General features: G+C 42.6%; 27 protein-coding genes and 1 pseudogene. 9 read left to right on the top strand and 19 right to left on the bottom strand.

Annotation, left to right across the window (positions count from 1 at the left end; genetic code table 11):
* Positions 1 to 166: 166 nt before the first annotated feature.
* Entirely contained in the window at positions 167 to 1,060 is an 894-nt protein-coding gene (locus tag MHB43_RS05435; protein WP_405131505.1) for an NAD(P)-dependent oxidoreductase, read from the bottom strand.
* 195 nt (positions 1,061 to 1,255) lie between these two features.
* On the opposite strand from MHB43_RS05435, the gene MHB43_RS05430 reads away from it, so the two are divergent.
* From MHB43_RS05430 to MHB43_RS05420, 3 genes are read left to right on the top strand one after another with little or no spacing between them, the layout of a single operon-like run.
* A complete protein-coding gene (locus tag MHB43_RS05430; protein ID WP_405131504.1) occupies positions 1,256 to 2,377 on the top strand; it encodes an endospore germination permease in 1,122 nt (373 codons plus the stop codon).
* Positions 2,349 to 3,851, top strand: a complete 1,503-nt coding sequence (locus MHB43_RS05425) for a spore germination protein (protein WP_405131503.1) — start codon at positions 2,349 to 2,351, stop codon at positions 3,849 to 3,851. Before MHB43_RS05430 ends, MHB43_RS05425 begins: the two co-directional genes overlap by 29 nt.
* Positions 3,848 to 5,011, top strand: coding sequence for a Ger(x)C family spore germination protein (locus MHB43_RS05420; RefSeq protein WP_405131502.1), 1,164 nt, complete (start codon positions 3,848 to 3,850; stop codon positions 5,009 to 5,011). The genes MHB43_RS05425 and MHB43_RS05420 overlap by 4 nt, the downstream gene beginning before the upstream one ends.
* 83 nt (positions 5,012 to 5,094) lie before the next feature.
* Here the strand turns inward: MHB43_RS05420 and MHB43_RS05415 are convergent, their stop codons facing one another.
* Genes MHB43_RS05415 through MHB43_RS05400 form a run of 4 tightly spaced genes read right to left on the bottom strand, consistent with a single transcriptional unit; the run spans position 5,095 to position 7,768 of the window.
* Positions 5,095 to 5,598, bottom strand: coding sequence for a hypothetical protein (locus MHB43_RS05415; RefSeq protein ID WP_405131501.1), 504 nt, complete (start codon positions 5,596 to 5,598; stop codon positions 5,095 to 5,097).
* Complete coding sequence (locus tag MHB43_RS05410; protein WP_405131500.1) at positions 5,595 to 5,966, bottom strand: hypothetical protein; 372 nt, start codon at positions 5,964 to 5,966, stop codon at positions 5,595 to 5,597. Before MHB43_RS05410 ends, MHB43_RS05415 begins: the two co-directional genes overlap by 4 nt.
* Before the next feature lie 30 nt (positions 5,967 to 5,996).
* Positions 5,997 to 6,290: a hypothetical protein gene (locus tag MHB43_RS05405; RefSeq protein ID WP_100526553.1), complete on the bottom strand. Its 294-nt coding sequence runs from the start codon at positions 6,288 to 6,290 to the stop codon at positions 5,997 to 5,999.
* 35 nt (positions 6,291 to 6,325) lie between these two features.
* A complete protein-coding gene (locus tag MHB43_RS05400; protein WP_405131499.1) occupies positions 6,326 to 7,768 on the bottom strand; it encodes a lipase family protein in 1,443 nt (480 codons plus the stop codon).
* Positions 7,769 to 7,914: 146 nt separating this feature from the next.
* Between MHB43_RS05400 and MHB43_RS05395 the strand changes: the two genes are divergently transcribed.
* Together MHB43_RS05395 and MHB43_RS05390 are read left to right on the top strand one after the other, a co-directional pair.
* Entirely contained in the window at positions 7,915 to 8,211 is a 297-nt protein-coding gene (locus MHB43_RS05395) for a hypothetical protein (RefSeq protein WP_405131498.1), read from the top strand.
* A 340-nt stretch (positions 8,212 to 8,551) separates the two neighbouring features.
* Positions 8,552 to 9,085, top strand: coding sequence for a hypothetical protein (locus tag MHB43_RS05390; RefSeq protein ID WP_100526550.1), 534 nt, complete (start codon positions 8,552 to 8,554; stop codon positions 9,083 to 9,085).
* A 932-nt stretch (positions 9,086 to 10,017) separates the two neighbouring features.
* Here MHB43_RS05390 and MHB43_RS05385 read toward each other — a convergent pair.
* Positions 10,018 to 10,299, bottom strand: coding sequence for a hypothetical protein (locus tag MHB43_RS05385; protein ID WP_405131497.1), 282 nt, complete (start codon positions 10,297 to 10,299; stop codon positions 10,018 to 10,020).
* A 166-nt stretch (positions 10,300 to 10,465) separates the two neighbouring features.
* The gene (locus tag MHB43_RS05380; protein ID WP_405131496.1) at positions 10,466 to 11,764 is read right to left on the bottom strand and encodes a galactokinase; all 1,299 of its coding nucleotides are present in this window, start codon (positions 11,762 to 11,764) and stop codon (positions 10,466 to 10,468) included.
* A gap of 246 nt (positions 11,765 to 12,010) precedes the next feature.
* Here MHB43_RS05380 and MHB43_RS05375 point away from each other — a divergent pair.
* The 3 genes and pseudogenes from MHB43_RS05375 to MHB43_RS05365 all read left to right on the top strand — a co-directional run bounded on the left by MHB43_RS05375 (position 12,011) and on the right by MHB43_RS05365 (position 15,046).
* Positions 12,011 to 13,297, top strand: a pseudogene (locus tag MHB43_RS05375) (MFS transporter).
* Positions 13,298 to 13,356: 59 nt separating this feature from the next.
* A complete protein-coding gene (locus MHB43_RS05370) occupies positions 13,357 to 14,283 on the top strand; it encodes a DUF2268 domain-containing protein (RefSeq protein WP_405131495.1) in 927 nt (308 codons plus the stop codon).
* Positions 14,258 to 15,046: a MerR family transcriptional regulator gene (locus MHB43_RS05365; RefSeq protein WP_405131494.1), complete on the top strand. Its 789-nt coding sequence runs from the start codon at positions 14,258 to 14,260 to the stop codon at positions 15,044 to 15,046. Before MHB43_RS05370 ends, MHB43_RS05365 begins: the two co-directional genes overlap by 26 nt.
* 147 nt (positions 15,047 to 15,193) lie before the next feature.
* Here MHB43_RS05365 and MHB43_RS05360 read toward each other — a convergent pair whose 3' ends face one another.
* The 8 genes from MHB43_RS05360 to MHB43_RS05325 form a co-directional block, all read right to left on the bottom strand.
* Positions 15,194 to 15,793: a hypothetical protein gene (locus MHB43_RS05360; protein WP_221818900.1), complete on the bottom strand. Its 600-nt coding sequence runs from the start codon at positions 15,791 to 15,793 to the stop codon at positions 15,194 to 15,196.
* A 453-nt stretch (positions 15,794 to 16,246) separates the two neighbouring features.
* Complete coding sequence (locus MHB43_RS05355; protein ID WP_405131493.1) at positions 16,247 to 18,691, bottom strand: DEAD/DEAH box helicase family protein; 2,445 nt, start codon at positions 18,689 to 18,691, stop codon at positions 16,247 to 16,249.
* Positions 18,675 to 19,001 (bottom strand): nucleoside triphosphate pyrophosphohydrolase, encoded by a 327-nt coding sequence (locus MHB43_RS05350; protein WP_105405575.1) that lies wholly within the window; start codon positions 18,999 to 19,001, stop codon positions 18,675 to 18,677. The genes MHB43_RS05355 and MHB43_RS05350 overlap by 17 nt, the downstream gene beginning before the upstream one ends.
* Positions 19,002 to 19,227: 226 nt before the next feature.
* The gene (locus tag MHB43_RS05345; RefSeq protein ID WP_221818898.1) at positions 19,228 to 19,725 is read right to left on the bottom strand and encodes a hypothetical protein; all 498 of its coding nucleotides are present in this window, start codon (positions 19,723 to 19,725) and stop codon (positions 19,228 to 19,230) included.
* A gap of 47 nt (positions 19,726 to 19,772) precedes the next feature.
* A complete protein-coding gene (locus tag MHB43_RS05340) occupies positions 19,773 to 20,222 on the bottom strand; it encodes a hypothetical protein (RefSeq protein WP_221818897.1) in 450 nt (149 codons plus the stop codon).
* A 95-nt stretch (positions 20,223 to 20,317) separates the two neighbouring features.
* Entirely contained in the window at positions 20,318 to 20,629 is a 312-nt protein-coding gene (locus MHB43_RS05335; RefSeq protein WP_221818896.1) for a hypothetical protein, read from the bottom strand.
* Positions 20,630 to 20,641: 12 nt separating this feature from the next.
* Entirely contained in the window at positions 20,642 to 21,757 is a 1,116-nt protein-coding gene (locus MHB43_RS05330; RefSeq protein WP_221818895.1) for a WXG100 family type VII secretion target, read from the bottom strand.
* A gap of 565 nt (positions 21,758 to 22,322) precedes the next feature.
* Entirely contained in the window at positions 22,323 to 22,850 is a 528-nt protein-coding gene (locus MHB43_RS05325; protein ID WP_221818894.1) for a HEPN domain-containing protein, read from the bottom strand.
* Between the two features lie 141 nt (positions 22,851 to 22,991).
* Between MHB43_RS05325 and MHB43_RS05320 the strand changes: the two genes are divergently transcribed.
* Positions 22,992 to 23,333 (top strand): helix-turn-helix domain-containing protein, encoded by a 342-nt coding sequence (locus MHB43_RS05320; protein ID WP_076253421.1) that lies wholly within the window; start codon positions 22,992 to 22,994, stop codon positions 23,331 to 23,333.
* Between the two features lie 80 nt (positions 23,334 to 23,413).
* Here the strand turns inward: MHB43_RS05320 and MHB43_RS05315 are convergent, their stop codons facing one another.
* From MHB43_RS05315 to MHB43_RS05300, 4 genes are all read right to left on the bottom strand, one after another.
* Positions 23,414 to 24,148: a restriction endonuclease gene (locus MHB43_RS05315; protein ID WP_405131492.1), complete on the bottom strand. Its 735-nt coding sequence runs from the start codon at positions 24,146 to 24,148 to the stop codon at positions 23,414 to 23,416.
* Positions 24,149 to 24,551: 403 nt separating this feature from the next.
* Positions 24,552 to 24,971 carry a hypothetical protein gene (locus MHB43_RS05310; protein ID WP_405131491.1) on the bottom strand — a complete coding sequence of 140 codons (420 nt, stop codon included), beginning with the start codon at positions 24,969 to 24,971 and terminating at the stop codon, positions 24,552 to 24,554.
* A 158-nt stretch (positions 24,972 to 25,129) separates the two neighbouring features.
* On the bottom strand, positions 25,130 to 25,510 hold the full coding sequence (locus tag MHB43_RS05305; protein WP_221818891.1) for a hypothetical protein: 381 nt from the start codon (positions 25,508 to 25,510) through the stop codon (positions 25,130 to 25,132).
* 34 nt (positions 25,511 to 25,544) lie between these two features.
* Positions 25,545 to 26,672 carry a hypothetical protein gene (locus MHB43_RS05300; protein WP_339182294.1) on the bottom strand — a complete coding sequence of 376 codons (1,128 nt, stop codon included), beginning with the start codon at positions 26,670 to 26,672 and terminating at the stop codon, positions 25,545 to 25,547.
* Positions 26,673 to 26,833: the final 161 nt, after the last annotated feature.

Below are 26,833 nucleotides of genomic sequence, written 5' to 3'. Positions count from 1 at the left end.
GGGTAAAAATAAAGGGAAAACGATCAAAATCTCTCCATTATGCAAAGTACATATGAACATTTAACCAATTCCGTGACTTTAGACGCATAACCAAGCCGCAAAATTGAAAAAAACAGCGCAATCTTTTCTGAATCGAAAAAGAATTACGCTGCTGTTCTCTTGGATGTTAAGCCTGAAGATAATAGGTGTAGAGTACCTGTGTACCTTTCTCATCCAGACCATTATTCGCTATTTCCTGATACAGGGATTCGGCCAGAGCCAGCCCGGGCGTTTTCATACCCATCGCTTTTGCAGACTCCAGTGCAATTCCCATGTCTTTGATAAAATGTTTCACATAGAATCCAGGCTCATAATCGCCTGCGATCATGCGCGGACCGAGATTGCTGAGCGACCAGCTTCCGGCTGCACCGGTAGCGATGCTCTTCAGCACGGTCTCCGCGTCCAGACCAGACGTCTTGGCATAGGCGAGTGCTTCGCATACGCCCATCATGCCAGAGGCAATGGCAATCTGGTTGCACATTTTGGTATGCTGCCCTGCTCCCGCCTTGCCTTGCAGCACAATGTTGGTGCCCATCTGCTCAAACAACGGACGAACAGCTTCAAAGGCCTCCGAACTACCCCCAACCATAATGGACAGTTTCGCGTTCTGCGCTCCGATATCACCGCCCGACACAGGTGCGTCCAGTGCATGCAGTCCTTTGGCTTCCGCAGCTTCAAAGATTCGTGCAGCCAGTAACGGACTTGAGGTCGTCATATCAATTAGATATGCACCCGGTTTGGCATTGGCTACGAGACCATCCTCACCGAGATAAATCTCCTCTACATCCTTCGGATACCCCACCATCGTGATGATTACATCACACGCGGCAGCCAATTTGCCTGGTGTGTCATGCCATACGGCACCTTCCTTCACCAATGCTTCCGCTTTGGCAGCAGTTCGCGTGTACACATGCAGCGGATATCCTGCTCTCTGGATGTGCCCAGCCATGCTTTTACCCATCACGCCTGTACCAATAAAGCCAACTTTTGTCTCTCCAGGTGCCTTAGTCGTTATTGTCATCGTAGGTTTCCTCCCTATTTCTCTATGCCTCGCTCAGTGCTTGTCTTCGACATTGCTATATCTGTATGTTAAAGCTTTCTGCTGAGTCCGTCCATATCGCTTGCAGCTTTCTGTGAAAAAATCTGAAAAAGGAATCAACTTCCTGTATGCTGTACAACCTAACGGAAACTTCCTTCATTGGAAAGGAGGATTCGCATGAGTCGTGAAAAAGGTCAGATTACCATCTGGTTGTCCTTTTCCATCATTTTATTAAGTGCCGGATTGGTCTGCCATGTCTTGTCCATTCCAGGAATTCTCGAAGCAGCAGGCAGGGATGGATGGTTGTCTGTCGTCGCGGCTGGCCCTTTTTTCATGTTGTTTCTATGTATGATGTACATCATTATTCGGCGTGTACGTGGACAGCGATTAACAGATTGGATTACGCGAGAATTCGGTGCTGTTCCTTCCTGGATCTTCCGGATCTCCGCTTCCATTCTACTGTTCACGCTTGGCACACATACGTTGTATGAGACAACCAACTGGACCGTGTCTACATATCTTCAATTCACACCTCCCTATGTTCTGGCCGGTGGCGGAGCACTGGTTGCCGCATGGGCGGCGGCTAAAGGTATACGCTCCATTGCGATGACTTCCAGTCTTCTACTGCCTTTTGTAGTTCTGCTCGGTTATTTTGTAATGTCCGCCAATATGAAATATAAAGACTACAGCCTATTGTTCCCGATCATGGAAAACGGCATGGGGCCCGTGTGGCGGGGTATGATCTACTCTCTTGCCGGACTTATGGAGATCTGGATCCTCATGTTGTTCCAACATGAAGTCAGAGGCAAAATTCGGTGGTGGTATATTCTGATCCTCGGCGTTTTCATGCTCAGTATGGCTATCGGACCAACCATCGGAGCCATTGTGGAATTCGGACCTGAAGAAGCAGCAAAACAACGAAACAGTCCCTATGAGCAATGGAAACTTGTGAATATCGGCAAGCTGCTGCAACACGTTGATTTTCTGTCCATCTATCAGTGGCTCAGTGGTTCCTTCGCAAGGGTCGCTATATCCATGTATCTCATTGTGGATTTGCTGAATTTCCGCAGGCCGAAGAAACGATATATCGCGATTCTCACCATCACCGTCATCATGAGCTTCATGGCGATGCAATGGTGGCGCATTGATTATGTAGATTATTATGTGGATCATATTCAGTTCCCGGTCATGCTCGCTTATGTATCCATCGTTACCGTAATATTGACCATTGCCGCATTAATCCATAAAAAGGACAAGGAGGCTCCCAAACGTGCCGATCTCAACCCAACCCAAGAATAATCCTGACGTTGAAGCGTTCCGAATGAACGAGCATAACCTGAACACCTTTTTTGCCGGATCTGATGATGTCATCATCAATAGTCATATGATCGGAGAACCTCCGATGCAACTCCTTATGACCTATTGCAGCGGTATGGTAGATAGTGAAGCGATCTACGATATTATTCTCCCGGAACTCAAACGAACATATGAAAATACACACTTTATCCGTACATCCGACATTGAAAAGTGCATCAGCCTGGATTGGACCCGAATGGATCTGCAAGATCCGGCATTTGGAACTGAACTAATGTCTCTCCGTGTTTTTGAAGGTCATATGTTAGTCTGTATACCATCCCTTCAAGCCATGTGGAGTATTGATATATCTAATATCCCTACTCGGACACCGGAGGAATCGACCACCGAAGTTTCGATCCGCGGGGCAAGAGATGGGTTCATCGAACCACTTGCCGTCAATGTTGCCTTGATACGCACCCGTCTGCGTACGAACCAACTGGCCTGTAATATCGAACTGATCGGTACACGTTCTGCAACCAAGGTGGCATTGATGTATATCAAGAATATCGCCAATCCAGAGCTGATCGAAGACGTCCAGGATCGATTGCGTAAGATTGAGATCGAACGAATCTTAACCGCCAATGAACTGGAAGAATTGCTGTCGCCTTCGAAGATTACTTTGTTTCCCGTCACCCATTATACGGGTAGGCCTGACTTTGCTGCAGAATGTCTCCTGAATGGACGTTTTATCCTCATTGTCGACGGCAATCCCAGCGCTATTATTGGGCCAGTCAATCTGTTTCTTTTGCTCAAATCACCGGAGGATGCCAGCTTTCCCTTCTTGGCTGTGAACGTAGGACGGATGCTGCGCTTTCTTGGCCTGATGATCACCGTGTTCCTGCCCGGATTCTATATTGCGCTGACATCCTTTCATATGGATCAGATCCCCTTTCCTCTAGTCGCGACGATCTCGGTTGGACGCATGGGACTTCCGATGGAATCGGGAATGGAGATGTTTCTCATTATGCTGCTGATGGAGCTGTTCCGTGAGGCAGGGGTGCGTTTGCCAAGTGCCATCGGCCAGACACTAACTGTCGTTGGAGGTCTGATTATCGGAGATTCCGCCATTCGAGCCGGCATGGTCTCTCCCCTCATGATTGTCATCATCGCAGTTACCGTCGTAGCTGGAGCAACCATTGTGAATCAGGTCATGACCAGTTCTGTGCTGATCCTGCGGTTCCTTTGTTTTGTCTTGGGAGCTTCCCTCGGTATCTATGGGTTCATCCTGTCGTTGATTCTGTTCCTCATCTACCTGACCGATCTCAAATCATTTGGCATTCCATATCTCACGCCGTTGACACCACTTCATTTCAAACAAGCGATAGCTTCATTATTCAAACTGCCAAAGGGGTTAGGTAAACGAAGACCCATCTATCTTGAGACCCAAGAACCTCGTAAGAAAGGAAACGGACGATGAAACACTTGTTACAGCGATGTTTGCTGGGCCTGTTAAGCCTATCGATGTGCATGATGACGAGTGGATGCTGGAGTGCCTTTGAGATTCAACAGGTGGACTACGCCAAAGCATTTGGGATTGATTATAAAGACGGCATGTATCACCTGTATGTACAAACGCTGGATTTTGCCAGTGTCGCCAAAAGTGAAAGTTCAACCAAAAGTGCAGATACACCGCCTGTATGGGTCGGACATGCCGAGGGGAAAACCATGAGTCTGGCGCTGAACGAGCTGTTCCGCACGGCTCAATTACACATGGCTTGGGGGCATGTGACAGCCATCGTTATGGCCGAAGGTGTGCTGACCAGCAAACACATCAAAGAAGTGTTCGACATGCTGGGACGATTTCCAGAATCCCGTTATACAACTTGGGTATATGGAACACGAGCGCCTCTGGAGAAAATCCTGAGTGCAACGTCCATCTATAATATGTCGCCACTGGACAGCATTCTTCACAATCCACTCCCCACGTACATGGAAGAATCGTTGTACCCGCCTGTGCTCAGCTTTAAGCTCATTGCAACACATAATGACCCCGCTACCACGACGTATCTGCCAAGTCTTGCATTGAACGATACCCAGTGGGCTGAGAATGAGAAGAAACATGATTTGTTTCTGGTGGAAGGGGCCTTTTTCGAAAAGACTGGCTATGACTTTGAATACTTTCCACGCAGTCAGCTTCCCGGTTATCATTGGCTAATCAAGGACATGCGGCGTGCTCCCTTGCTAGTTCAGAAGGATGGAACAATCTACGGGGCGCTCAGTGTAGGATTGCCAAAGATCAAAATTAAACCTGTCATTCAGGGTGAAGACGTTACGTTCAACATTGATGCCCACTACCTCACTGCCCTGTACGAATACCTGGTGCCTACCTCATATGAAGAGATGATCCAGATTAGTGAAGTGAAGTTGCGGGAGCAGATCATGCAGACCTATCGTCACGGCCTTGAGCGTGGTGTGGATATTTATGGTCTTCAGGAGAAGCTGTATCGCAAAAATCCAAAGCTCTGGCGTAAGTTATCAAACAACGGGAGCAAGATGATGCTCACGGAAGACTCGATTAAGGATCTGAAAATTCATCTCACCATCCCGTATACAGGGAAATATAAACGGAAAGTATAGCAAGAACGCGAAACATCCCTTGTCCGTCTGGAGCCGGATAAGGGATATTTATGTATATGGATGTCGTTCGCTTGCAGATCGGATCATGCGGATCTATGGCTGCGAAGTTTCCATTCCATCAGCCAGCCTGTCAGTATTGAGAAAGACAAGCCGAACAGCAGGATCGGCACGTTGTAAAACAGTATGTTCGTGTATTGGTTCAGCCAACCAAAACGGTATACTGCCGAATTCGGATCATTCGTAAATCCATTGAGTTGTATGCGTAAGTCATCCATGATACGTAACTCCAGAAAGACTGACAACACACACAGTAGAAGAGCACCCAAGGGTACAAAAGCATGCACCTTCCCTCCCCAGCGCTGACGCTGATCGTACAACCACCATTTGGACAAAGTTGTCTTCCAGATACATAGAATAAGAAAGGTCAGAAGAGATGGAGCTAACACCAGAAGTCCCAGGTTACCGTTACCAGACACGCCTCTACCAGGCTCATGCTGGAAGGTTAACCCCTGTACAGCACCAATCATAAGTACGTTCCAGATGAGGAAGATGAAGTATGGCTTGTTGATTCTTTTGATGCGACTCATATCTGCTTCCCCCTAATATAATCCATTACCCGCAACCGAGTAGTCAGAATTAAGGTCTGAGGAATGAGCACAAGGACAATATACATAAGTACAATTAACCATAGATGTGCCGCAAAATGTTCTGCACCGAACGATGGTTTCGGACGCTCGATGAAATACCACCAACACGGGATGGCAATAAACCATGTCAATCCTGTAGAGAGGAACATGTCTTTTACATCGCTCCATAGAAAGCAGAACACCGCGACGAACAAAATAGGACCTGTCCAAGAATCCAATATCGGTCCCCAGCTCTGGAAGACAAAGATAATGGCAGGATACAGAAGATTGATGGTCCAGCGCCATATCAAATTGTTATAGATATACATAATTCCCCCCAGTTCGGAAAATAAGGACGATTAATAAGGGTACTGAGCTTTGCGTCGATCTTCGCGGTCGGCCTCTTCCATCTTCCTTATATATTGTTTTAATTGTTCTTTGTGTGCTTCTAACTCTGCTAATTTGGATGTAGTTCCTTCAAGAAATGTCGACATTTTTGCAGACAACTGTACTGCAGACTCCCCCTTCCAATCGTGCAGTCTTCCATATATGTTTCGCATCTGCTGTTCCTGTTGAATCAAGCGTTGCTGCAACTGTTCACACTGCTGGATCGCTCTTCTCAAATCTGACAGAGAGACAGATATTCTCCCCATATGTACACCTCCTGTAGTTCATTGCAACTAAACTATTATCGATCTGCCAGAACAAAATCCTGTCTTTTTCGTTCGATATAATCTGCGATCTCTGTAATGGATTCTTGGTACCACCGATTGACCCGCTCCAACGTTGCTGTAGCATCATAGGCAATGGGTGTAAAGGACTGGCTCTCACTTGTTGATATATGCGCTTGAAACATCTGGATTGAAGAGCGCGCATCATTGGCAAAACCATGTAGACTATCCCGCATCTGTCTGGAAGCATGTCCAAGCTCCTCAGGTGTTAGCTGAATGGTGCTTCCGTGTTGGTCGCCAACATAGTACGCTGAGTTCTGTCTATTCATATCGACTGGGCTGATTCCTAGTAATGCTGCCGCAAGTTGGCCAAAACCTCCCATAGCAGAACCATGCTTCTCGACAAGCATATTCATCGCTTCCTTAAACTCTTCTCTTGCCTTCATCATCTCTGAATAATTTTCTACTCTAGGCTGACCATCCACACGTCGCCCATCTATCGTATACAATGTATTACTTATGTTCCCTTTCTCATCGAATGTAAAATGATCCATACTATGTGTTCTCTGACCCACTAGCATGGAATCCAAAAACTTAGATAGTACACTTTGTTCTCCGGATATAGACGGAACACGAATAAATTCAAACGACCACTTGTTACCAAACAATCTTTGTTCCCACCACGTCTCCCGAGGTGCCGGTAAGAACATGGGGATGGTCTCGTATCGATTAGCATCTTCAAAAGTCGAATTGATATAATAAGTAGCACCGACATGCTGCTCAGCATTCTTCACACCAGAACCCACAGAATCCCCTGGATGGACATAGGCCACATTCGTTTTCAGATAATCTCCGTTCCGAACCTTTTCTTGTAAATCATCAGGAAGTAAATGCACAATACTTGGCGGATTATAACTAGCTGACGATATTCCATTACGAATCGCCACATATTCCGCCTGAGCACCTCCCAACGAGTGTCCAGTCGTTGATATATCAGCTTCTGGGTACTCCTCCTTCACTTTATCAAAGAGGTCCATTGCCTGAACAAATTGATTATTCTGATACCTAGACTCAGCCTCAATAAAAGGCATTTGTTTATGCAGAGGTAGCGAGGCAATCTCTTCCTTATATTGCTCCATATAATTGTGAGTTTCCTCCAAATTCTTGGTTCGATTACCCACAACATCATTTAAATCAGTCTCCCAGTCTGTTAGTACACTCCATTTGGGACGATCAGGTGGTTCAGTTCCTCTATAACCAATAATAACTTGATTATTATCCTCATTGTAAAACACTGAAGCATCAAATCCCGAACCATTCGTATCGTGGAGTATTGCTCCCTTCGGTTCAACTATTGTCCAACCTGGAAGATTTTCATTTTTATATCCGGATGATGGTAATTCTCGTATGTATACCTCATCAGCAATGGTCCAATAGGTCTTATCATTTATGTATGTCATGATACCCCACCTTGTCTATTACAATAATTTGTATTAAAGTGTCTTTAGAGTTTATTTCCATAAAAGGAGAATTAACGCTTATGCAAATAAAGCCTATAGCTCTGACCGTACTTATTTTTCTATTCTTATTAGGAGGATGTTCAAGTATGTCTACCTCAGAGAAGCAAAGTATTGTAGAAACAGCTAAACCAATAAGTGTTCAGTACATAAAGAAATACTATAATGCGGACTTTATTGTAACGAGTCACGATATTGATGATCCTTCCATTCATTCACGTCTATATCTATACGGTCATATAACGGGACATGAGGATGAACGTATCACAGTTTCCTATAACTACGACTCACAGGAGGTTATCAGTGTACAAGGACCAGGCTGGTTTATCGATAGTCGAAATCCAAAAAAGGAAGTACCTTCTTCCCCAGAAAAAACAGCAAAGTAATATACCAATGTTAATGTTTCATTAGGAATGACCTGGAGGAAACGTCCAGGTCTCTTTTTTTGCAGTTGTTAGACGTAGTTTATTTGTAACAATTTACCTGTATTTATATCCATTTATTATAAATCAATATCTACACACCCGAAAACACATGCCTGCAAAAATAAGTAGAAAGTCTGTAATTTGAGTTTAAATAGCAAATAATAATGAATCCTTCTAGGCCATTTTTACCAGATAAAATCAGTGATATGCTTAATTATGGGACAGAAATGAAGAGAAGAAGCATGATTTTGGATATTATAGCTCATACTACCTTCAGGAAAATTATCGAAGGAGTGACAGCATGAGGTTAAAAAGTATCATCGCCGTTGGAGCCGTGTTAACCTGCTCATCTCTGTTATGGGGCTGTGGTAATGGCACTGCGAACAATGCTTCCCAGCAACAGAATGACACCGTTCGGTCGGAGAGTTGGAGCGATCCCAAACGACTGGAAGCTTCCCATCTTGAGGCGCTTGAACGTATGGAGAAAGACCATATTCACCGAATGGTTTCGCTTAGTGCAAGTACAGATGGAGACAAAGTAATGACCACACTTGAACGGTCGAGCCAAAAGTTGGAGGAAATGAGACCGCTCGCCGAAATGCTCCAACATGAAGGACATCCGGCATTATTACAGCGAATCCAGGACATGTCCGGTGATATCCAAGGTTCCAAATCCGTCATTGCTGAGATGAAAAATCTGCCTCAGGACGGTAAAATTAAGATTCAGTCCGAGAATTCTGATTCCTTGCATCACATTAGCAGCTTCCGCGATTACCACCAGTATATTCAAGAGAAAATTCAAACATTGAACAGGAATACTACTGATATACACTAATCAGTTATAGCACTGCTTACCCAAGGAAAGTAAAGAGTTAGGTAGGAGGATCACTTCCTATCTGACTCTTTACTTATGAGCAGATTTAGACAATTACTGTATCTTACTGCAACCTTCCATGAATCGTACGTATCTTCTGTTCCTGTTGTATCAGTCGTTGCTGATCAGCGATTACGAAATCTTCTCTCCTTCATACAAATTAAGATAGGGCAGTTCCGAAATTTCCTTATATGTTTTATCAGTTATATAGGTATCCATAAAAACTCTTCTCTGTTTACTGATCTAAAAAGTTAAAGTATATTATAATGTGTTAAGTTAACATATATAGGAGGTTAAAGATTATTTTTAAAAATATTCAATTTGTATCTTTTATACTTATAATCTTATCCCTTATATTGGGAGGATGTAACTCTATAACGAATCAAGACAAGGTTATTGAAGAAGCCACTCAAGTGGGTCATCAATACTTCATTAATCACTATAATACTAAAGTGGAATTCATTGATCATAAATTTATGCCGAAAGATCTTAGCCACAATATTAGTTTGAGTGGACATGTTAAAGATCATAAGGAAACCGAAATCACTATCCTAATTGATTAAGTATCACTGTATTTTGCGGTTGCATGTCCAACGAGCAAAAAGAAATTGTACAAAAAGCCGAAATCGCAAGCCTAGCTTATTTTAAAGAAACCTATGGAATTGATGTTGAGTTTACAGGCCACAAATTCATTCCATCTGACTTGTCTCATACGGTATCACTAACGGGTACGTAAAAGGGAATAAAACTCAAGAAATATTTGCAATGGTAGATTATGATACTTATGAAGTCAAAACAGCCTCAGCACCTGATGACATCAAACCTCTTAAGTAGATGTATGAGCGTAAGAAGAATTGATAATTAGGAGTCTCGTAAAAAACTCCATTTCCTCATTATTCCACCCACAACGACACCCAGATGAACACGCTAAATAACAATACCGGCGCAAGTGCACCTGTGGCTATTATGATCCAAAGTGTCGCGGGTTTGATCTTTTGAGAGTATGCATCAACCTTGCGCATACGATCTTTGCGCCACTTGGCAAACCTGAGCTGTCTGACCATCCGACTCAGAACTATTTGCCGCTGCTCGCCCTCTTCGAATTCATCGATCGCACGCCGCAACTCCTCGTATAATTGAGCCTCTTCCTGACCAGCCACTGTAGGTGTACTCATCTGACCCTTCCTCCCATAAGAACATTATTGAGATATAGCCACTACTTAAATAACACATTACAGACCTTCAAAGTTTGAGGATTTTTCAAAAAATGAACAACCCAAAAAGCCCGGACATAGCCCGGACTTCGTAGAATCATGCTAGAACTATTTAACTGAGTGCTATTTAGCCCGCGTTAGCGATCAATGCATTCAGACATACTGCGCCTTGTGCACGCACATTAACGACAATGATTGGCGTTTCCAGCATGTCGTGCATCCATGACATATACTCTTCTACTTTTTCGTTCGGAAGGATCGTCAGAATAACCCCTGCGAATCCACCACCATGAATACGACAAGCGCCGTCACCCAGGTTTTGCAGATAATTCTCGGTCAGTGCCAGCGCGATGCCAATCTCCTGTTCCTTCACAGCACCACTCTGATATACATTCTGCAGCCACTTCCATGACGAGTTACCAGACGCCGTAATCAGTTTCAAGAAATCAGCAAAACGTCCATCACGCAACGCCTGAACCTGACCATCGACACGATTGTTTTCCTCCAAGAAATGAAGCGCACGCAGCACTGCACGATCCCCAGCCGCTTCACGAACCTTCTTGAGGTTGGCGTAGATTGCGTCAGCTGTAATTTCCCGAACATACTCACTGCCCAGTGCCTGAGCAACCGCTCTCATCTCATATGGCACAGCAGCGTAATCTTCCGTCAGATCAGCGTGGTTACCGCCCGTATTCACAATGACCAATGAGTAGCCGTTTTGTTGGAAATCCCACTGAACAGGCTCGATAACCGGCTGTGCAGGATTTTCAAAATCAATGGCAATGAGTCCACCATACGCACAAGCCATCTGATCCAACAGACCGGAAGGTTTGTTCCAATAGTGATTCTCCGCATACTGACCGATTTTGGCCAAGGTTACAACATCCAATGCTCCATCATTATAGAAGTGATTCAAAATCGTACAGATCAGCATCTCAAATGACGCCGATGAACTGAGGCCTGATGCCGAGAATACGTTACTGGAGATGTACGCTTGGAAGCCGCCAACCTGGTGTCCAAATTCTCCGAATCCAGCAGCCATACCGCGAATCAATGCTGTTGTGCCATCGTCTTCCGTATTTGGCGTGAGGTCCGTGAGATCGATTACATATTTCTTGTCGTAGCCTTCCGAATAAAAAGTAATAACTGATTCTGCCGTTGGCGCAGCCACCGCAAGTGTATCCAGCGTAATGCTGCCCGCCAGCACTTTACCATGGTTATGATCCGTGTGGTTGCCGCCAATCTCGCTGCGTCCTGCTGCGCTGAACAACTTGCTGCCTTCTTGCGCGCCAAAGTACTCTTCAAACGTTGCGTTCAGCTTTGTATAACGTGCAGTCTGTTCTTCTACTTGTGATTGTCCATACATTTGGGCAAGCAACGCTTGGCCCTCCGTGGATTGGATCAGATTCAATGGTTGTGTCGTCATTAATAATCCTCCTATGGATATGCAGCTTTTATTTTTAGACTGTTGGTGAACATGGTTGTTGTGTCTGTTTCATGCCTTATTCCTCTCCCATTATCTCAGCTTCGTAGCGGAAAAGGTAGGGTAGAATTGAAAGTTTGTAAGCGTTTTGTGAAGTTATTTAATGTAAAAATAGCATTGAAAACTATTTTAGAATAACTTAAATTTGGTTTAAGTGAAAACACATTATTTTCCAACCTCAAAGTTGCTATGCTTAACATCTTATTGGTGGAGGGAACGATGAAAATCAAGTCGAATTATACCAAGTTATTTGGTGCATTTTCGCTTACATTCTTGGGGGATGGACTTACACTTGCTGCGGTTCCTTGGCTTATATCAACCCTTACAAGCGATACGCTGTATGCCTCCATCACCATGACGGCACTTCGTTTACCCTGGCTGCTATTCAGTCTGCCCGTGGGTGTTCTCATCGATCGATACTCACGCAAACATATGCTTGTTGGCGCAGGCTTTACTCGAATGATCCTTCTGCTTGCCCTGACGTTATGTATCTGGGGAGGATGGGTGAGCATTCCGATTCTGGCTCTGTTCATGTTTGGGATTGGATTGAGCCGAGTTATATTCGACAGTACGGTGCAGACGGTCATTCCTCAACTAGTAGATGAAAGTAAATTGGAGAAAGCGAATGGGCAGTTCACCGCCGGACAGTTAATCACAAGTGATATTCTGGGCGTTGCTCTGGGAGGGTTTATCATAACCCTACATATTGTTTTTCCTTTTGCCATAGACGCTGTAACAGCTGTTATAGCTCTGCTTTTTTAAATTAGTTTAAAGGGAAACTTCTACCCAGGGGATACGGAAACAACCAAGAAGGAAGTTCGCCCGATGAAGAATTGGAAACGTGAGATGTGGTCCGGTATTCAATATGTCTATCGTGATCGTTTTCTCCGCGGACTAGCGACTCTGTCTGTCACCATTACGCTGATGTATTCGATCATCCTGGCTACTCAGATCTTTTTTGTACGAGATGTTCTTCAGTTGGATGCTTTTGCATTTGGTATTCTCATCTCCATTGCAACGATCGGCAGCATTGTGGGGAGCCAGGCTGTTGCTTATATGCGTAAGAGATGGAGTACAAAACAATTGATTATTTCCTCCATTTTGTGCATGGGAATCATCTACGGTGTGGTGGGTCTAACTACAAATGCGTATATGGTAGGTAGTCTGTACTTCTGTGCTGCATTTTTCATCATTGTCTACAATGTTACCCGTTCCTCCATCCTGCAACGTTCCGTTCCTAATGAGATGCTTGGCAGGGTCGGAAGTGTGTTTCGCTTTTTGTCCTTTGGCATTAGTGCCATCGGTACGCTTCTTGGCGGGTTATTGGTGCGAGTTAGTGAAACGACTTTTGATCGCGTATTCTCGCTACAACTCCCTTATCTCTTGTTAAGCCTGATCTATATCCTGTCTGCTCTGATATTCGCGATGAAGATGAAGAATCATTCTGAGAGCCAGCAGCGTGACATCAACGCTTGACTGTTACGTTAGGTCATACTTGATAATGATCTCAAGCTTACATGAAGGAGAGATTAAGGATGAAGATTACCGCTTTTCGCTCAGATCAAATCTATGAGGAGATCATCCAGGCTGCACCCGATGAGAAATTGGAGTTATACCGCGATCGAATGATGAGTCCATTCATGAACAAATGGAACATTCAACAAATCCCGTTTCGCTCTCAAGAGCCTCACGGCTTCGACGTGATTATGTTGAATAACTTTATGAATATCGCTCCAGCAGATATCACACCTGAGATTAACGAATCGTTAGCAGCGATCTCGTCTGAAGCATTTTGGCAACAGTGTCATGAAGCTGTTCGTACGAGTCTATCGACCTTTACAGATCACGGGATTGAGCTATCGGTCTCCGAATATCTATATACGATTTTATTAGGCGACAAGAACAGTCCTTCACTCACCATGAACGAAGGTATTAGCGGAGACGGTGGAATCCCGGGTTATATTATTGCGAACCTGATCCCCAATGGGTATACTCTACCTCGTATGCAATCCGTGTTAGCCCATGAATGCAATCATAATGTGAGATATCAATATATCCAGTGGAGTCCACAGATTACGCTTGGGGAGATGGTGGTTAGCGAGGGGTTGGCCGAGAGTTTTGCGACATCCCTGTATGGAGAGGAGTTGCTAGGCCCATGGGTAGCCAAAACGGAACTGGAGACTTTGAATAACGTTATCAAGCCAAAAATGAAAGACCAGCTGCATGTCACCGGTTTTGACCAGATCAATCCGTATCTATACGGCGATGAACTTGCCATCATGCAAAATTTCACGCCCGTAGGTATGCCCTATGCGGCTGGCTATGCCTGCGGTTATCACTTAATTCAATATTATCTGCACAAAACAGGTACACCGATTACCAAAGCAACCATCACTCCGGCAAGTGTCATCCTTGCTGAAACAAAGGACTTTTGGAATGAAGACACCCTATTTCACCGTTAAAGATATCATTCAGATTACCGGCATCACCAAGCGCGCATTACATTATTACGATAAAACGGATCTATTGAAACCGAGCAAAGTCGAAGACAATGGCTATCGGTATTACGATCAAGAGGCACTGGGGAATCTGCAAATAATTCTTCTGTTCAAAGAAATGAATTTCTCCTTAAAAGACATTGCAGCCATGATGCAACTTTCCAAAGAAGAACAAAAAGATATTCTGAGAGAACATCGCAGTACACTCGTTCAACGCAAACAAAAGCTCGAAACCATCATCGACCAGTTGGACGAGTATGTGGATGGGAAAGATATCTCTCATCTTCATCTGTTTGACGACTCTTCCATTTTGTCTATCGAAGAGCAGTATCAATCTGAGGCAAAGTTTGTGTATGGAGACACCGAGAAATATCAGGAATTTGAAGCTAATGTGAGCGAGCTGTCTGCGGAAGAGCAAGAAAAAGCCTACCAGCAGTTCTCGATCAACATGGAGCAGGTATTTCGGGAATTGGCGAAGCATCAGGATCGGTCCCCTGCTTCTCGTGAGGTCCAAGCGTTAGTGCGTGAATGGAAGGGTTGTCTGGAACAATTTATGGTCTGTGATGATGAGATTCTGAGGTGTATTGCAGAAGCCTATACGACCGATCGCCGCTATGCGGGTTATTTTGATCAGTTTGGTGATGGGGATTTTTTGAGGTTTTTGTATCAGGCGATTATGGTCCATGTGGAGGGTGGGGTCATATCAACTGTGAAAGATGTTAGATGACCTCCGAAAGAACGCACAGAAAAAACACGGAACAATTGTAATATAAACTTAACGCCCAATTATGTAGATGATGTATCTAACAAACCCATGGCTAGAGCACCTTAGCCATGGGTTTGTTGATGAATATTTTAATTTCTAGAAATGTTTTTATCTGAATTCACCAACTAGATCAACTCCGTCAAATGTAGCCTTTGGATAATAATAAACAAACATAGGTAGGCCTGTGAATGAATCAGACTTATTTAAGGTAAGGAAATCCACTTTGCCAGACGATGTCTGGCTTACTGTATTGTTATAGATTTTACCTATTGCTCCAGTTTCAAAATTTACAATACCTACACAATCAATTTTAACTTCTGCTCGGATGTTTCTTTTTATGCCAGCTGTGTCCCATGCGTCCATATAGAAATTCCAGCTATTTTTACCGAATCCGTTATCGTATTCTACATAACCAGTTAAAGCTAATGTTTTATTGTTACCTGTGAAAAATTTCTTTGAGACCGAAAAGACTGATACGTCCCCTTTATTTTGAATATATGTTATATTATTGTTTAAAGCTGAGTTTTCTTTTAAATATTGTGTATCTTCGTCAGAAAATGGTTCGTTCACTTCATACTTATCTAGTATATTTTGTATTTTTAAGGCTGTATCTTCCTCACCTGTACTTGCGTGGGCTGAATTAGTAAAAAGAACGGAAATGGATATTGAAACCAAGAATAATGTCAATAACATACTGATCTTCTTCACTTTAAATACCTCCTAAAAATTATTATGAAAGGGGTTTCGACAATGCACATTGTGTGGAATAATATTCTTATTCTCGTTGTTAGCCTTCTTATCTTAGCTGGACTAGTTTCTGGCACAATCTACTTTTTAATAAAAAATAGGTCTAAATAGTTCACCTCCTTATGACGATACCACTTCCATATATTATATATTATTCAATAAATTATAATAAAACCCTCTTTTAATATTAATAATATCTAATCTTTTTATATTGATATATTTGTTGTTCGATCTCTCTGCAATTATTAGACAGTTTCCCTATTCGAATAATATAAGTGAACTACAAAAAGTTAATTTCAAGTAAGCAAAAAGCGTACCGCTATTCCACTGGTACGCTTTTTGTTTTTTCTTCTTGGTAAATTTTTATTTGCCAAATAAAATTTCAATTTGACTGACTGTATAAGAGCTTCTTCTCTACTTACCTTTCCCCCGCTCAAAATACGCATGCAAACGATACTGACAAATCTCCTTCGTCCAACGATACAGTAGCGCCTTTTCCTCCGCATCCTTCACCTGCACATTCAGCGAGAACACGCCTTCCTCGAATCGTGTCATGCTGCCCTTCGCCCCACTCCACATAGACATCGGCATGTCGATAATCAGTTTCTCAATCCGTGTTGCCGTTCTCTCATTCCATTCCCAGAGCGCAAGCTTGTCCTTGTCCGAAAAGTCCTTCCGTTTCCGGTACTCCTTCTCCGTCAGATACGTATGGAAGAACCTTGCCATCTCCCCCGGTGTGATCGGGTCCATCCAGTACGCTTCGCCTCGCTCCAACATGTACAGCAGCATGATCATCTTATAGCTTTTGTTCATGAGTGTCTTCTCCACATCACGCAGCCACGCCTCATGCCGAACGTACACCTCTCCCTCAGCCGGGGACAGCAGATCCGCCCAATAGAGAAACCCAACATAGGAGCCAAATTCGTTCCGGTACCCGATACTCTTCGAACGCCCCATGAGATGCAGCCCCAGATACGTCGGAATACGCCCCAGTTCTCGCTTCACATCCAGAAAATCCTGATGCAACTTCTCGCGGCGCGGCAGCCGTTTGCGGCTTAGCTCCTGAAGCAGGTTCACTACCCGGGTCTCCAGATGAATCCCGCAGTTGTCTGGAACTTCCGGCACAGCCGAATCCCGGTCTTTCGCGGTTCCCTCCAGCTCCCCGCGCACATCCAGCAGACTCAATTTCACATCCGCATTTCGGTAGTTTCCGATCAGGTCGATGATGACACAATGTGATTTGCCTTCCGCCAGCCGTAGGCCGCGCCCTACCTGCTGGGTAAACACGGTGAGTGACTCCGTTGGACGCACAAAGAGAAGCGTGTCTACACGCGGTATATCCGTTCCTTCATTGAACAGATCCACCGTCAACACAACCTCCAGTTCACCCGCATCAAGCTGGCGAATGGCTTCCTCCCGGGACATCTCCGATGTGCGCGAATGTAGACTGAGCACCTTCACCCCCTGACTGCGAAAATACGCAGCCAAATAGTCCGCCTGCCGGATCGAGGAGCAAAAGCCAATCGTTCTAGTCTGCTTGTGCCGCCGCCAGGCTTCATAAATGGTCTCCACATGCTCCTCTTGCAACTGAACAGCCATAAGCTGTTCTTCATCATACTTCGTCCCGATCCAACGAATCTGCGAGTAGTCCGTATCGTCGAATACTCCGTAATATTGAAATGGAGCCAACCAACCCCTCCGGATCGCTTCAATAAAGTGCATCTGGTACGCCACATTCCCATCACAGAGCGCATACACATCCTTGCCATCCAGTCGATCCGGGGTAGCCGTGATGCCCAACAAGAACTTAGGCTGAAAATGCTCAATCACCGACATATACGTCTTCGCCGCCGCATGATGAAATTCGTCCACCACGATCAGATCAAATGCATCGACAGCAAACACATCCCGGTGCTTCTGCATACTCAGCGTAAAGATCGAAGCATACACACAATCCGCGGTTCCATCCTTATACTGCCCGTTGTAAATCCCATGAGTACGATCCGGCATGATCCGTTGAAAGGACTTCTTCGCCTGGAACAGAATCTCTTCCCGATGCGCCACAAACAACACCCGCTGGAACCGCTGGGCTAAGAAACCCGCCAGATACGTTTTACCAAGCCCGGTCGCCATGACGACCATCGCTTTGTCGTACTGCTCCTCCATCGTGCCATGGAGTGCTTCAAGCGCATCCAACTGCGCCAAACGCGGCTGGATCGGCACAAGCGACAGCTCGGCGTCTTCTTCCTCTTTGTCCTCAGGTAGACCTGTGCCAAAATCCGCTTCTTCCATCTCCGTGATCCGCTGGATCATCTCCGGGTTCTTCTGGTGATACTTTCGGTACTCTTCTTCATACAGCGCAATCGAATCCGGGTTCACCGGCAGAGTTGTCTCGTGGTAGAAGCTCTGCATGAACTTATCCAAAGCCATCTGGAACGTATACGGCTCCGCCTCCGCATTCATCGCCAGATTCCATTCATATCCCGTCCTCAGCGCAGTGAACGAAAAGTTCGATGAACCGACGATCAGCAGCCCTTCCCCGTTGTCGTGATCGAACAGATAAGCTTTCGGGTGAAAAGAAGTGCCCATACTTCGCCACAGCCGTGTCTCGATTCGTGGATCAACCTCACACAGCGCCCGCAATCCTTCTGGCTGTGTTATGTACAGATAATCTCCTGCGAGCATCCGTACTTCTGCCCCACGCTCCGCCGCCCGCTTTAAGTGCGGGGCCAGCAGTCTCACCCCTGACTGCATAATAAAGGACGTCATAATATAAATCCCGGATGCATGCTGCATCCGGGCAATCAGTTCGTCTGCCAAGTTATCTGTAATGAGTTTAACGTTAAGCTTCGTCGACATCGATCAGATACACTCTCTCCTGGAATCCACCGCGTGCCTCAGCCTTGTCCGCCCGTAGCTTATCCAATTGCGCCGCATTCGCTCCATGCACCTCAGCCAGCGCCCGGATCACTTCGAGCATGTCGGCCAGTTCTTCTAGCGCTTCCTGATCGCTTCCTGCACTCATGTATTCTTCCGATTCTTCTTGCAGCTTTGTTCTTAGTTCTTGCTTATACTCCTCCGGGTCCAGAATGCGTGTCCGGCATTCCTTACCACTGGATGTGATAATATGCGGAATCTTGTCCCGCACCAATTTGTTGTATGTAGGCATGTGGTATAACATCCTTTCTGCTGTGAGAGCCTTCGAGCCTTGCGCAAGAATCTCCCTTTTTGCCATTATACCATTTGCTATGGGGAGGGATGGGTGATTTTGTAAAGTAGTGGATTGGATTGAGGAGATAAAAATAGCCCATGACTACTCGTATTCGAGTTGAAATGGGCTTTCTGCCATTATTAATGTCTAATTATTTTGCAACAAACTCTGGTTCAGAAGGATTCTAAGCCAACAGTTTTGAGACAATAGCATTCATATTCGTTGTTTCTTTATCAATCTCAACCAAACAAGTGTCATCATCCATAGCTGGTTCATAACCGATTCTAACTTTTTCAATTGCATACTTCTTCATAATATCAAGAATATACTCTATTAACTTCTGAGCATTTAACGTTGTCTCTGAATTTTCTCCGCTGAACAACTCCTCTTCAGGAAAATTCATAACGATATCTCCAGATTCCTCATCGAATGAAAATACAATCATCACGTCGTTAAAGGTATGACCCAGGTAAAGCTGAGACAATAATATATTCCCCGTTCCCTTAGGAGAAAGAATCTCTTCAAGGCTCTCTATTTGCTGAAATTCAATATCGTTTTCACTACGGTTATCATAAAAGTGAGAACTTTTGATATGATCCAACTGAATGTTCAAATCATTCTTAATGAATCGATCTAGATTATTTTTGTTAAAATCAATCAAAATAATTTCTAAACTTTCCATATCCAAACCTTCTTACATCATATAATTCTTTCATTTTCCCAATGTTTTCAATTCGGTATTGTAGGCGGATGTAGTTGCTTATGTTCCAACTCAAACCATTGCTCAATATGGTTACATAACAATGGGATGTCTTGAAGCGCTTGCTCACAGATTTCTTTATATGAATCTTGAAGCACTTCTTCAAGTTCCAAATTCACCTGATATGCCTCAGTTTGTTTCGCATGGTATACATCAGCAGGCTCAATGACATAATTTTTATTTTTGGTTAAAGGACTTACATAGATCGTCCACTCAAGGTTACCCTTAAAGTGCTGAATACAATGCTTTAATTCCTCGTAAAGCTGATCAGCGTTATGGAATCTAAAACAAAAACCCGCAGGTTTCTCATATATCCGATTCGGATTATACATCTCTGTTCTATTCCATTCATACGAACCTAATTTGGCCAAGGTATACGCCATAAGTTCCGGTGCAAGCACCTCTTCTTTTTTCTTCATATAAATACTTTTTGACACCATGCCACCCACTTTAGAATCCGTTTATTCATTTGTTGAAAACTATGTTTTCCTGATTACTTTCAATGATCTTATTATTAATCCTCCATTGATTGGATCGCATATTCTATGTCTTGCTCCATATCCAGATCAGGATACTTCTTTTGCAATTGAAGAAGACAATCTATAAATGCTCGACTTTGGAATTCAGAAGATAGATCTTCATATATCTCACTGAGCCAATATAAATCTTCTTCTCCGCATTGATTTAGAAATGATATGGCACTCTGCTCATTCTCTTTTAGAATGTCTACCATCTCATTCCATATCGTTTGAATAGCTGGATCGTCGGGATGTAAATCTTTTCTCTTCTTTACTAATGAGATAACTTTTTCACTGTAGTCTACCATGGTTTGTTCTCCTCACGGTTGTCTTGAGTTATCTGGAGTAATCGTTCCGATCTGTCCATCGTTCTTGATTACGCCTACTCTAACGTCATTATAGTTTCCAAACATCCATTCACCGTCACCCTTAACTCTATTCTCAGGCAGATTTGCTACATGCTCACCTGACTTTTTAATATCTTCCGATGTCCACTCCTTAGGGAACCATGCTTGGCCCTCTCCACTTCGCTTTGCTTTATTTTTGTGATTAGGTATATTACCAACCCGTACACCGTTTTCATATTCTTTAGTAATGTTAAAGGCGATCTTATTTTTAAGTAAGTAGTTAATATTATCTTGACCGTGACCACCATTGATCAATCTATTTTTAGAATTAAAATCTCCAAGTGAAGCATGGTGAATTCTTTCATTACTTACTGTAATTCTTCCACCAATCATACCTTTTGGGAATCCTAATCCTTCTTTTGGAACCTTATAACTCCTATTATACGTTCCTGTAAAAGCCAACACGAGCTTAGCAGTCTGTAAACCTCCTATAGAAACTGCTGCTTGCCAAGCCGGTATGGATTCTCCAGTTACGGGATGATGACCTTCCATAAATGCACTAATCTGTTCATCATATATATCCCCACCGCCAGACTCCGGTTGCTTCGGTCCAGCTCTCATTTCTTCATAGGTGCCACCCTGTTCCCAATACTTAACAAACTCTTTTTGCCCTGGCATCCCATCCTCTGCTTCACTTGCAGGCATGTTAACTCCAAACAAAGGATTATATACCATTCGCCTTTGTTCTTCTGTGTTACCTGTATTATGGTTCATCATTGTATGGGCAGCAATCTGTCCAGTAACGGCTCCCAAGCTCACCTGTTCCTGATCTGCTTGGTCGAATCTCTCGGCAATCGCCATTAGATCCTGAGAGGACTTCACCATACTTTCCAGTGCTCGATCCAGTACAGGACGTGAATGATGAAAATCATAGAAAAATCGTTCCTGCGTTGCTCCCGCCCACTGAGATTGGATGAATCCGATCCGTGCAGTCAGGTCATTACGTATTCCTTCCAACTGCTGCCTGCCCTGCTCAATCTGTTTAGATACATGCAGCAACTCCTCCGGTGTTACTTTAATTGTACTCATATCATTCTCCGCGTTTGAAATAGGATTTTACCATGTTAGCAGAAGCTTGATGCACATACATCCTTCCAACATTCTGATTTTTCCTTTCTCACCATAACAATATTTCCAACAACGTACTTCATAGGTCCTAATTTAAAGGAAATCTTCTTAATCTCTTTATTTAATAGAAAACAATCCATAAACACACCAGCGGGCACGCCGTCAACAAGGCCGCTGTAAAACTGATCTGTGCCGCGACTCGTCCTCCGGTAAACTCTTGCCGTGAAAAGAACATCCAGATCGAGAGGTACGTAGCGCCTAGTGGGAATGAAATTATCCCGCTAAACGTACTCGGTTCCATATACCCAGTCATCATGCTTTTACCAATTAGGATTAGAGTAACCAATTCCAATATAGATAATATGAAAAACGCGATAGCAATTACTCTTTTCAAAATGTACACCTACTTTCCAGACGCAAAGCAAAGAGCATCCTCTGTATTCTTTGCATCATACATCCTTCATTTGGATGATTTCATCTTGTAAGCGTAACACAGATAAATCAAACATTTAACCCAAATGATCAATTAAAAAAACATCTTCCCTGATGAATCATCCTTCAATCGAGTGGTTAACTCGTCCAATATCTCTTCTGTTCGTTGAAGAAGCTTTTCGACGTTGTTTAGTTGTATGGGTTGGTCATACGGGTAATCTGCTAGGGATGACATATGTTGCATCGTACCGATGAACAAAGCGATATCCAATCCGGGTTCAGTGTCTGTATGCACTAAAGGCAAGATTTCGTTCATGGTGAGTTCCTTGGGTAGATGTACTGAGTGATACTTATAGATATATAGCGCCTTGATCATGAAGGTTAAAGCCCAATCGCAGAGAATGAGGCAGGCTTTGAACTGATTGTGATTACTCATGATGGTGGCAAGTTTGAGATGATACTTAGCATGTTGGTGATAGTCCAATATTGTAGTATGTAGCATGTGATAAGCAGGAGTTTGTTTGGATCTAGGTTGTGTGGAGATATCATGGTCTTGCGAACGTGGAGTAAAATCTACTTGGTGATTACAATGTGCTTCGGTTATGGACCAATTTCTTGCCATTGTCATCCCTCCAAAGAGTTAATACCAGTATTATACAATAAATTAATACTTATAGTAATCAAATAAATTATTTGTATTCTTCGTTTGGTGTTTACCTTGAGAAAACTTGTCTACACTTTTGAACATAGAGAGGTGAATACCATGAACGAAGACAGAGAAGTTTTGAAGCTGGTCGGAGCCAGAATTCGCGCACTACGCAAAGAAAGAGGGTATTCACAGGAATCCCTCGGAGAAAAAGGTGGATTTCATTTTTCATACATAGGACAGATCGAACGTGGAGAAAAGAATGTTTCTTTGGTGAACCTGGCAAAGATCGCTGAGTCACTTGAAGTAAACTTAATACAGCTTTTCGCTTATGTAGACGAGGATTTTCATTTCACAGAGTCAGAAGTAGTTATACAGGAGATTTTAGAAATGTTAAGAGATGCCTCCCCTGACAGTATTCAACTAACCAAAAATGTGATACGAGAAATATTAAAGTGATCTTGAACATAAAAATAACAAAGGCAAGGCAGCTTACAAGCTGCTTCGCCTTTGTTTCACCGTCATTTTATTGAGGTCATTCAGATAGCTTTCGTTCTTCTACAAGTAGGGTAGCTACTACATCCCCAAAATTCCGCCCCAGCTTTATTCTTACGTTTAACCATTAAAGAACCACAACTACATTTGATATTAGATAATGTCTTAGATGACGCTTGCTCGTTCTTAATCGGTGCAATTTTCATTTTTCTATTGGATGGCACCCATTTACCCCAACTGCGAAGCTTGCTGTCTACTAAACCACCGTGCCAATAATCCACTTTGAATTGATCGGCTTCTTTTCTTGCTGGACCCGTAAGATCAGATGTGGTCACGATTAGAGACAAAATACAGTCATGATTCCTTTTCGCACCTACCAGCTCACGAACAGTCATTACTTGCACCTTATTATGATCGGCATAACATTTGGCTTGGACTGCTGTTTTTTCACCGCGCTTATCCGTAATAACCAGATCTACTCCTCCATCTTTACCCCCAACGCCAACTTCTTTTACGGTATAACCGTTGTCTCTAAAATAGAGTGTAAGTAAACGTTCGAACTCTGCTCCGGTCATTTTATCTAGTGGTAAAGTTAGAATCACTTCGTCTGATCTACACGTAGAGGAAGCACGATTAAATCTACTACTCACAGTTTTTTTAGTAGTCTGTTTCTTCCGTGGGTTGGACTTTTTTCTTTTTTTCTTTTTAGAAGGCTGTAATAGTCCAGCAACAACTGATAATGTAACAACACCAATAACGAGCCATATTATTCCATTCATTCACTTATTCTCCTTAGAACTTATAAAAATATAACCGATTTACCTTTTTAATGGCTTTCATACTTTTAGCAATACGAAGTATAGTTTTTTCGTTTTCATCAAAAAAATCTTTTGATACTTTAACGTAGTAGTTGTATTCAATTTCATCATCAGACATCCAGGATAACTAATACTGAAGCTGAAGCTGCTGTTTTGATATGTGGTCCACTCCACATTGCTTTTCTCATTTTTCAACACTCTCATATGTACTTGACTCAGTAGTTATAGTATTTTCTTTGTTAGTCAGATCGTTACTAGAATCACAGCCTGTAATAACTATGATCAACATTATGACAAATAAATGCTTCATCGTTTTATTTTCCTATTCAATTAGCTGTATAGCAGTAATTTCATTTCTTCAGAATTAAGGAAGTCTAATAAAGAAGCGTTTTCCGAAACCCAATGTAGAAGTTGTTTCTGTTCCAAGCTCCATTTTAAAAATTGAAACAAATATTAGATCTTGTTGCGTAGTAACGCCACTTACAACTGAGCTCCCAAACAAATTGATCCCTGCACTAACCCATTCATTATCTGACTCTTCTACTGAAGAGTTTACGACCCACTTAACAAAATCGTCTTTGCTTGGATTTGTCACGGCAAGCAAAATCAATATAAATCCAATTAAGATCCAAAATTTATAATTTCCACTTTTATTACTTGAGTAATGTACTTCATCACTTTCCATGTCTTTATCACCTTCCTTATTTATCTTAATTTCTACATATAAGTCTAATGGACTAGATAATTGAAAGAGAATCAGGCTTATAGAATCATTATCAAGCATTAATCCACTTATTTCCACTATTTTTCAAACAAAACACCTTATCTAACAATAAGCCCTTACTTTTGCTATTCATACAATACACTTATCAACCCCTACTAACAAAACTTGGTTAAATAAAAAACCTTGAAAGGCATTTGCCCTGCAAGGTTTAGATAATTCTACTTTTCTTTCTCGTAGAAGCGAACAATCTCATCCGGTGTTTGTGCTTCTAAGACGATCTGATTCTTTTCAAATACAATGACATGTGGATAAGTTTGGATCTCGAAAATCTCCTCGAAATTATACTGTTGCTTCTCACTAATATCAATATAGCTCACATTCGCAATAGGATTATCTGTTCTCAAGTTCTCATTGATGAATTGGAGATCCTTTTGCAAATCTATGATGTAGGAACGCTCAGATGGCTTATCTCCAAAAACGATGACAGTCACATCATTGGTTTGATTCTTCACAAGATAATCTATTGCCTTTTCTCGATCATTTGAACTGCAACCAGTAATCAATGTAACTAGCAATGCCAAAAGCAAGAGTTTCTTCATATTTCCTCCTTAGAGCTAAAGCTCGTTAAGGTAATTATTGAACTTTAGCAGTTATATCATGTGTGTAAGTATCTGTAAATGTAGTCCATTGAGCAGGCTTATTGCCAAAGGAATAAAATGCTCCGATTTTAACATATACGCCTGCTTGAATTTTCACATTCTTACCTTTACCTGTAATGCTTGTGACACCTTGTATTGTATATTTATCTAGGTCTCTACCACTTGAATTTTGAAGCGGAATGGACATACTTTTTAGATCCCATCTAGCAGGGTTTCCCTCATTACTTGTGTTACTCGAACCAATAGGGATCTGGATTTCAGTTCCTATTCCTGCATAGGATATAGCAATTGGAATGGAGCGCTGACTCGACGTCTTAACAATAGGTCTGGTGTATGCAATAGCATATGTCGAATTAACATCGTAAGATTCATAACGAGTTAAAATCGTATGGATGTCGGATTGTTTCTTAATGAGCTGACCTGTACTCCCATTCGGTGCTTTCCAAGTTGCCAGATTAGAAAACAAAGGTTGGAATTTAATTTGCATGTTATTATCGTTATTTGACATCAAATTCGTTGTATTCCACTGTACGTTCGAGAACGTATATTTACCGTATTTAGACGACTTAACAACAGGCAAATTAGCAGCAGCCATTGGTCCGATCACAGAAGGAACTTCTCTTGGCTGTTCATTAGTCTGAATTCCTTCATGCATCTCCTTTAAAGAAATCCATTCATTATTATTGAAATGAATAAAGGTCTCATCAGGAAATTCATTTCCCTCTGAAGTGGATGTAATAATAATGTCTCCGTTAGCGTTCTCCTTCTGATCGTAACCTAACTTCAATACAAAAGATTTACCATTTTGCAACATCCCACTAGCAGAAATTAAAGTTGTATTCGATTCGTTATCATAGTTCATTTCATAAGCAATATCAGTCACATTTAAAATTTCTTCTCCTGTATCCAAAACCATGGATAAGCTATTATCTGACAACAGTTCCACGTTTAAATGATCATACTGTTTAATTTTATCATACGTTTCATTGTTATATTCATATACATTCTTTATTGTAAATTGATCATCAGTTGCAGCATATGTTGACTTAGGAAACAGAGTAACAAGCAAAATCACAGCCAAAAACATTATACTTTTTCTCATTGGATAAACCTCCTGAAAAATAAAAAATACAGAAACTCTCTAATTTTGTATGCTGGCCAGCTTAAGAGAATCTTAGCCCACATTTGAAATTCGCCGTTTAATTACTCTCTTCAACTTCCAAATCATTAAACTTGTCAATCTTATAAAGACATATAGTATTG

It is taken from the genome of Paenibacillus sp. FSL H8-0317 (assembly GCF_045040685.1).
Taxonomy (GTDB): domain Bacteria; phylum Bacillota; class Bacilli; order Paenibacillales; family Paenibacillaceae; genus Paenibacillus.
The sequence above is the reverse complement of the archived record's forward strand: the minus strand, read 5'-3'. Positions and strand labels throughout refer to the sequence as shown.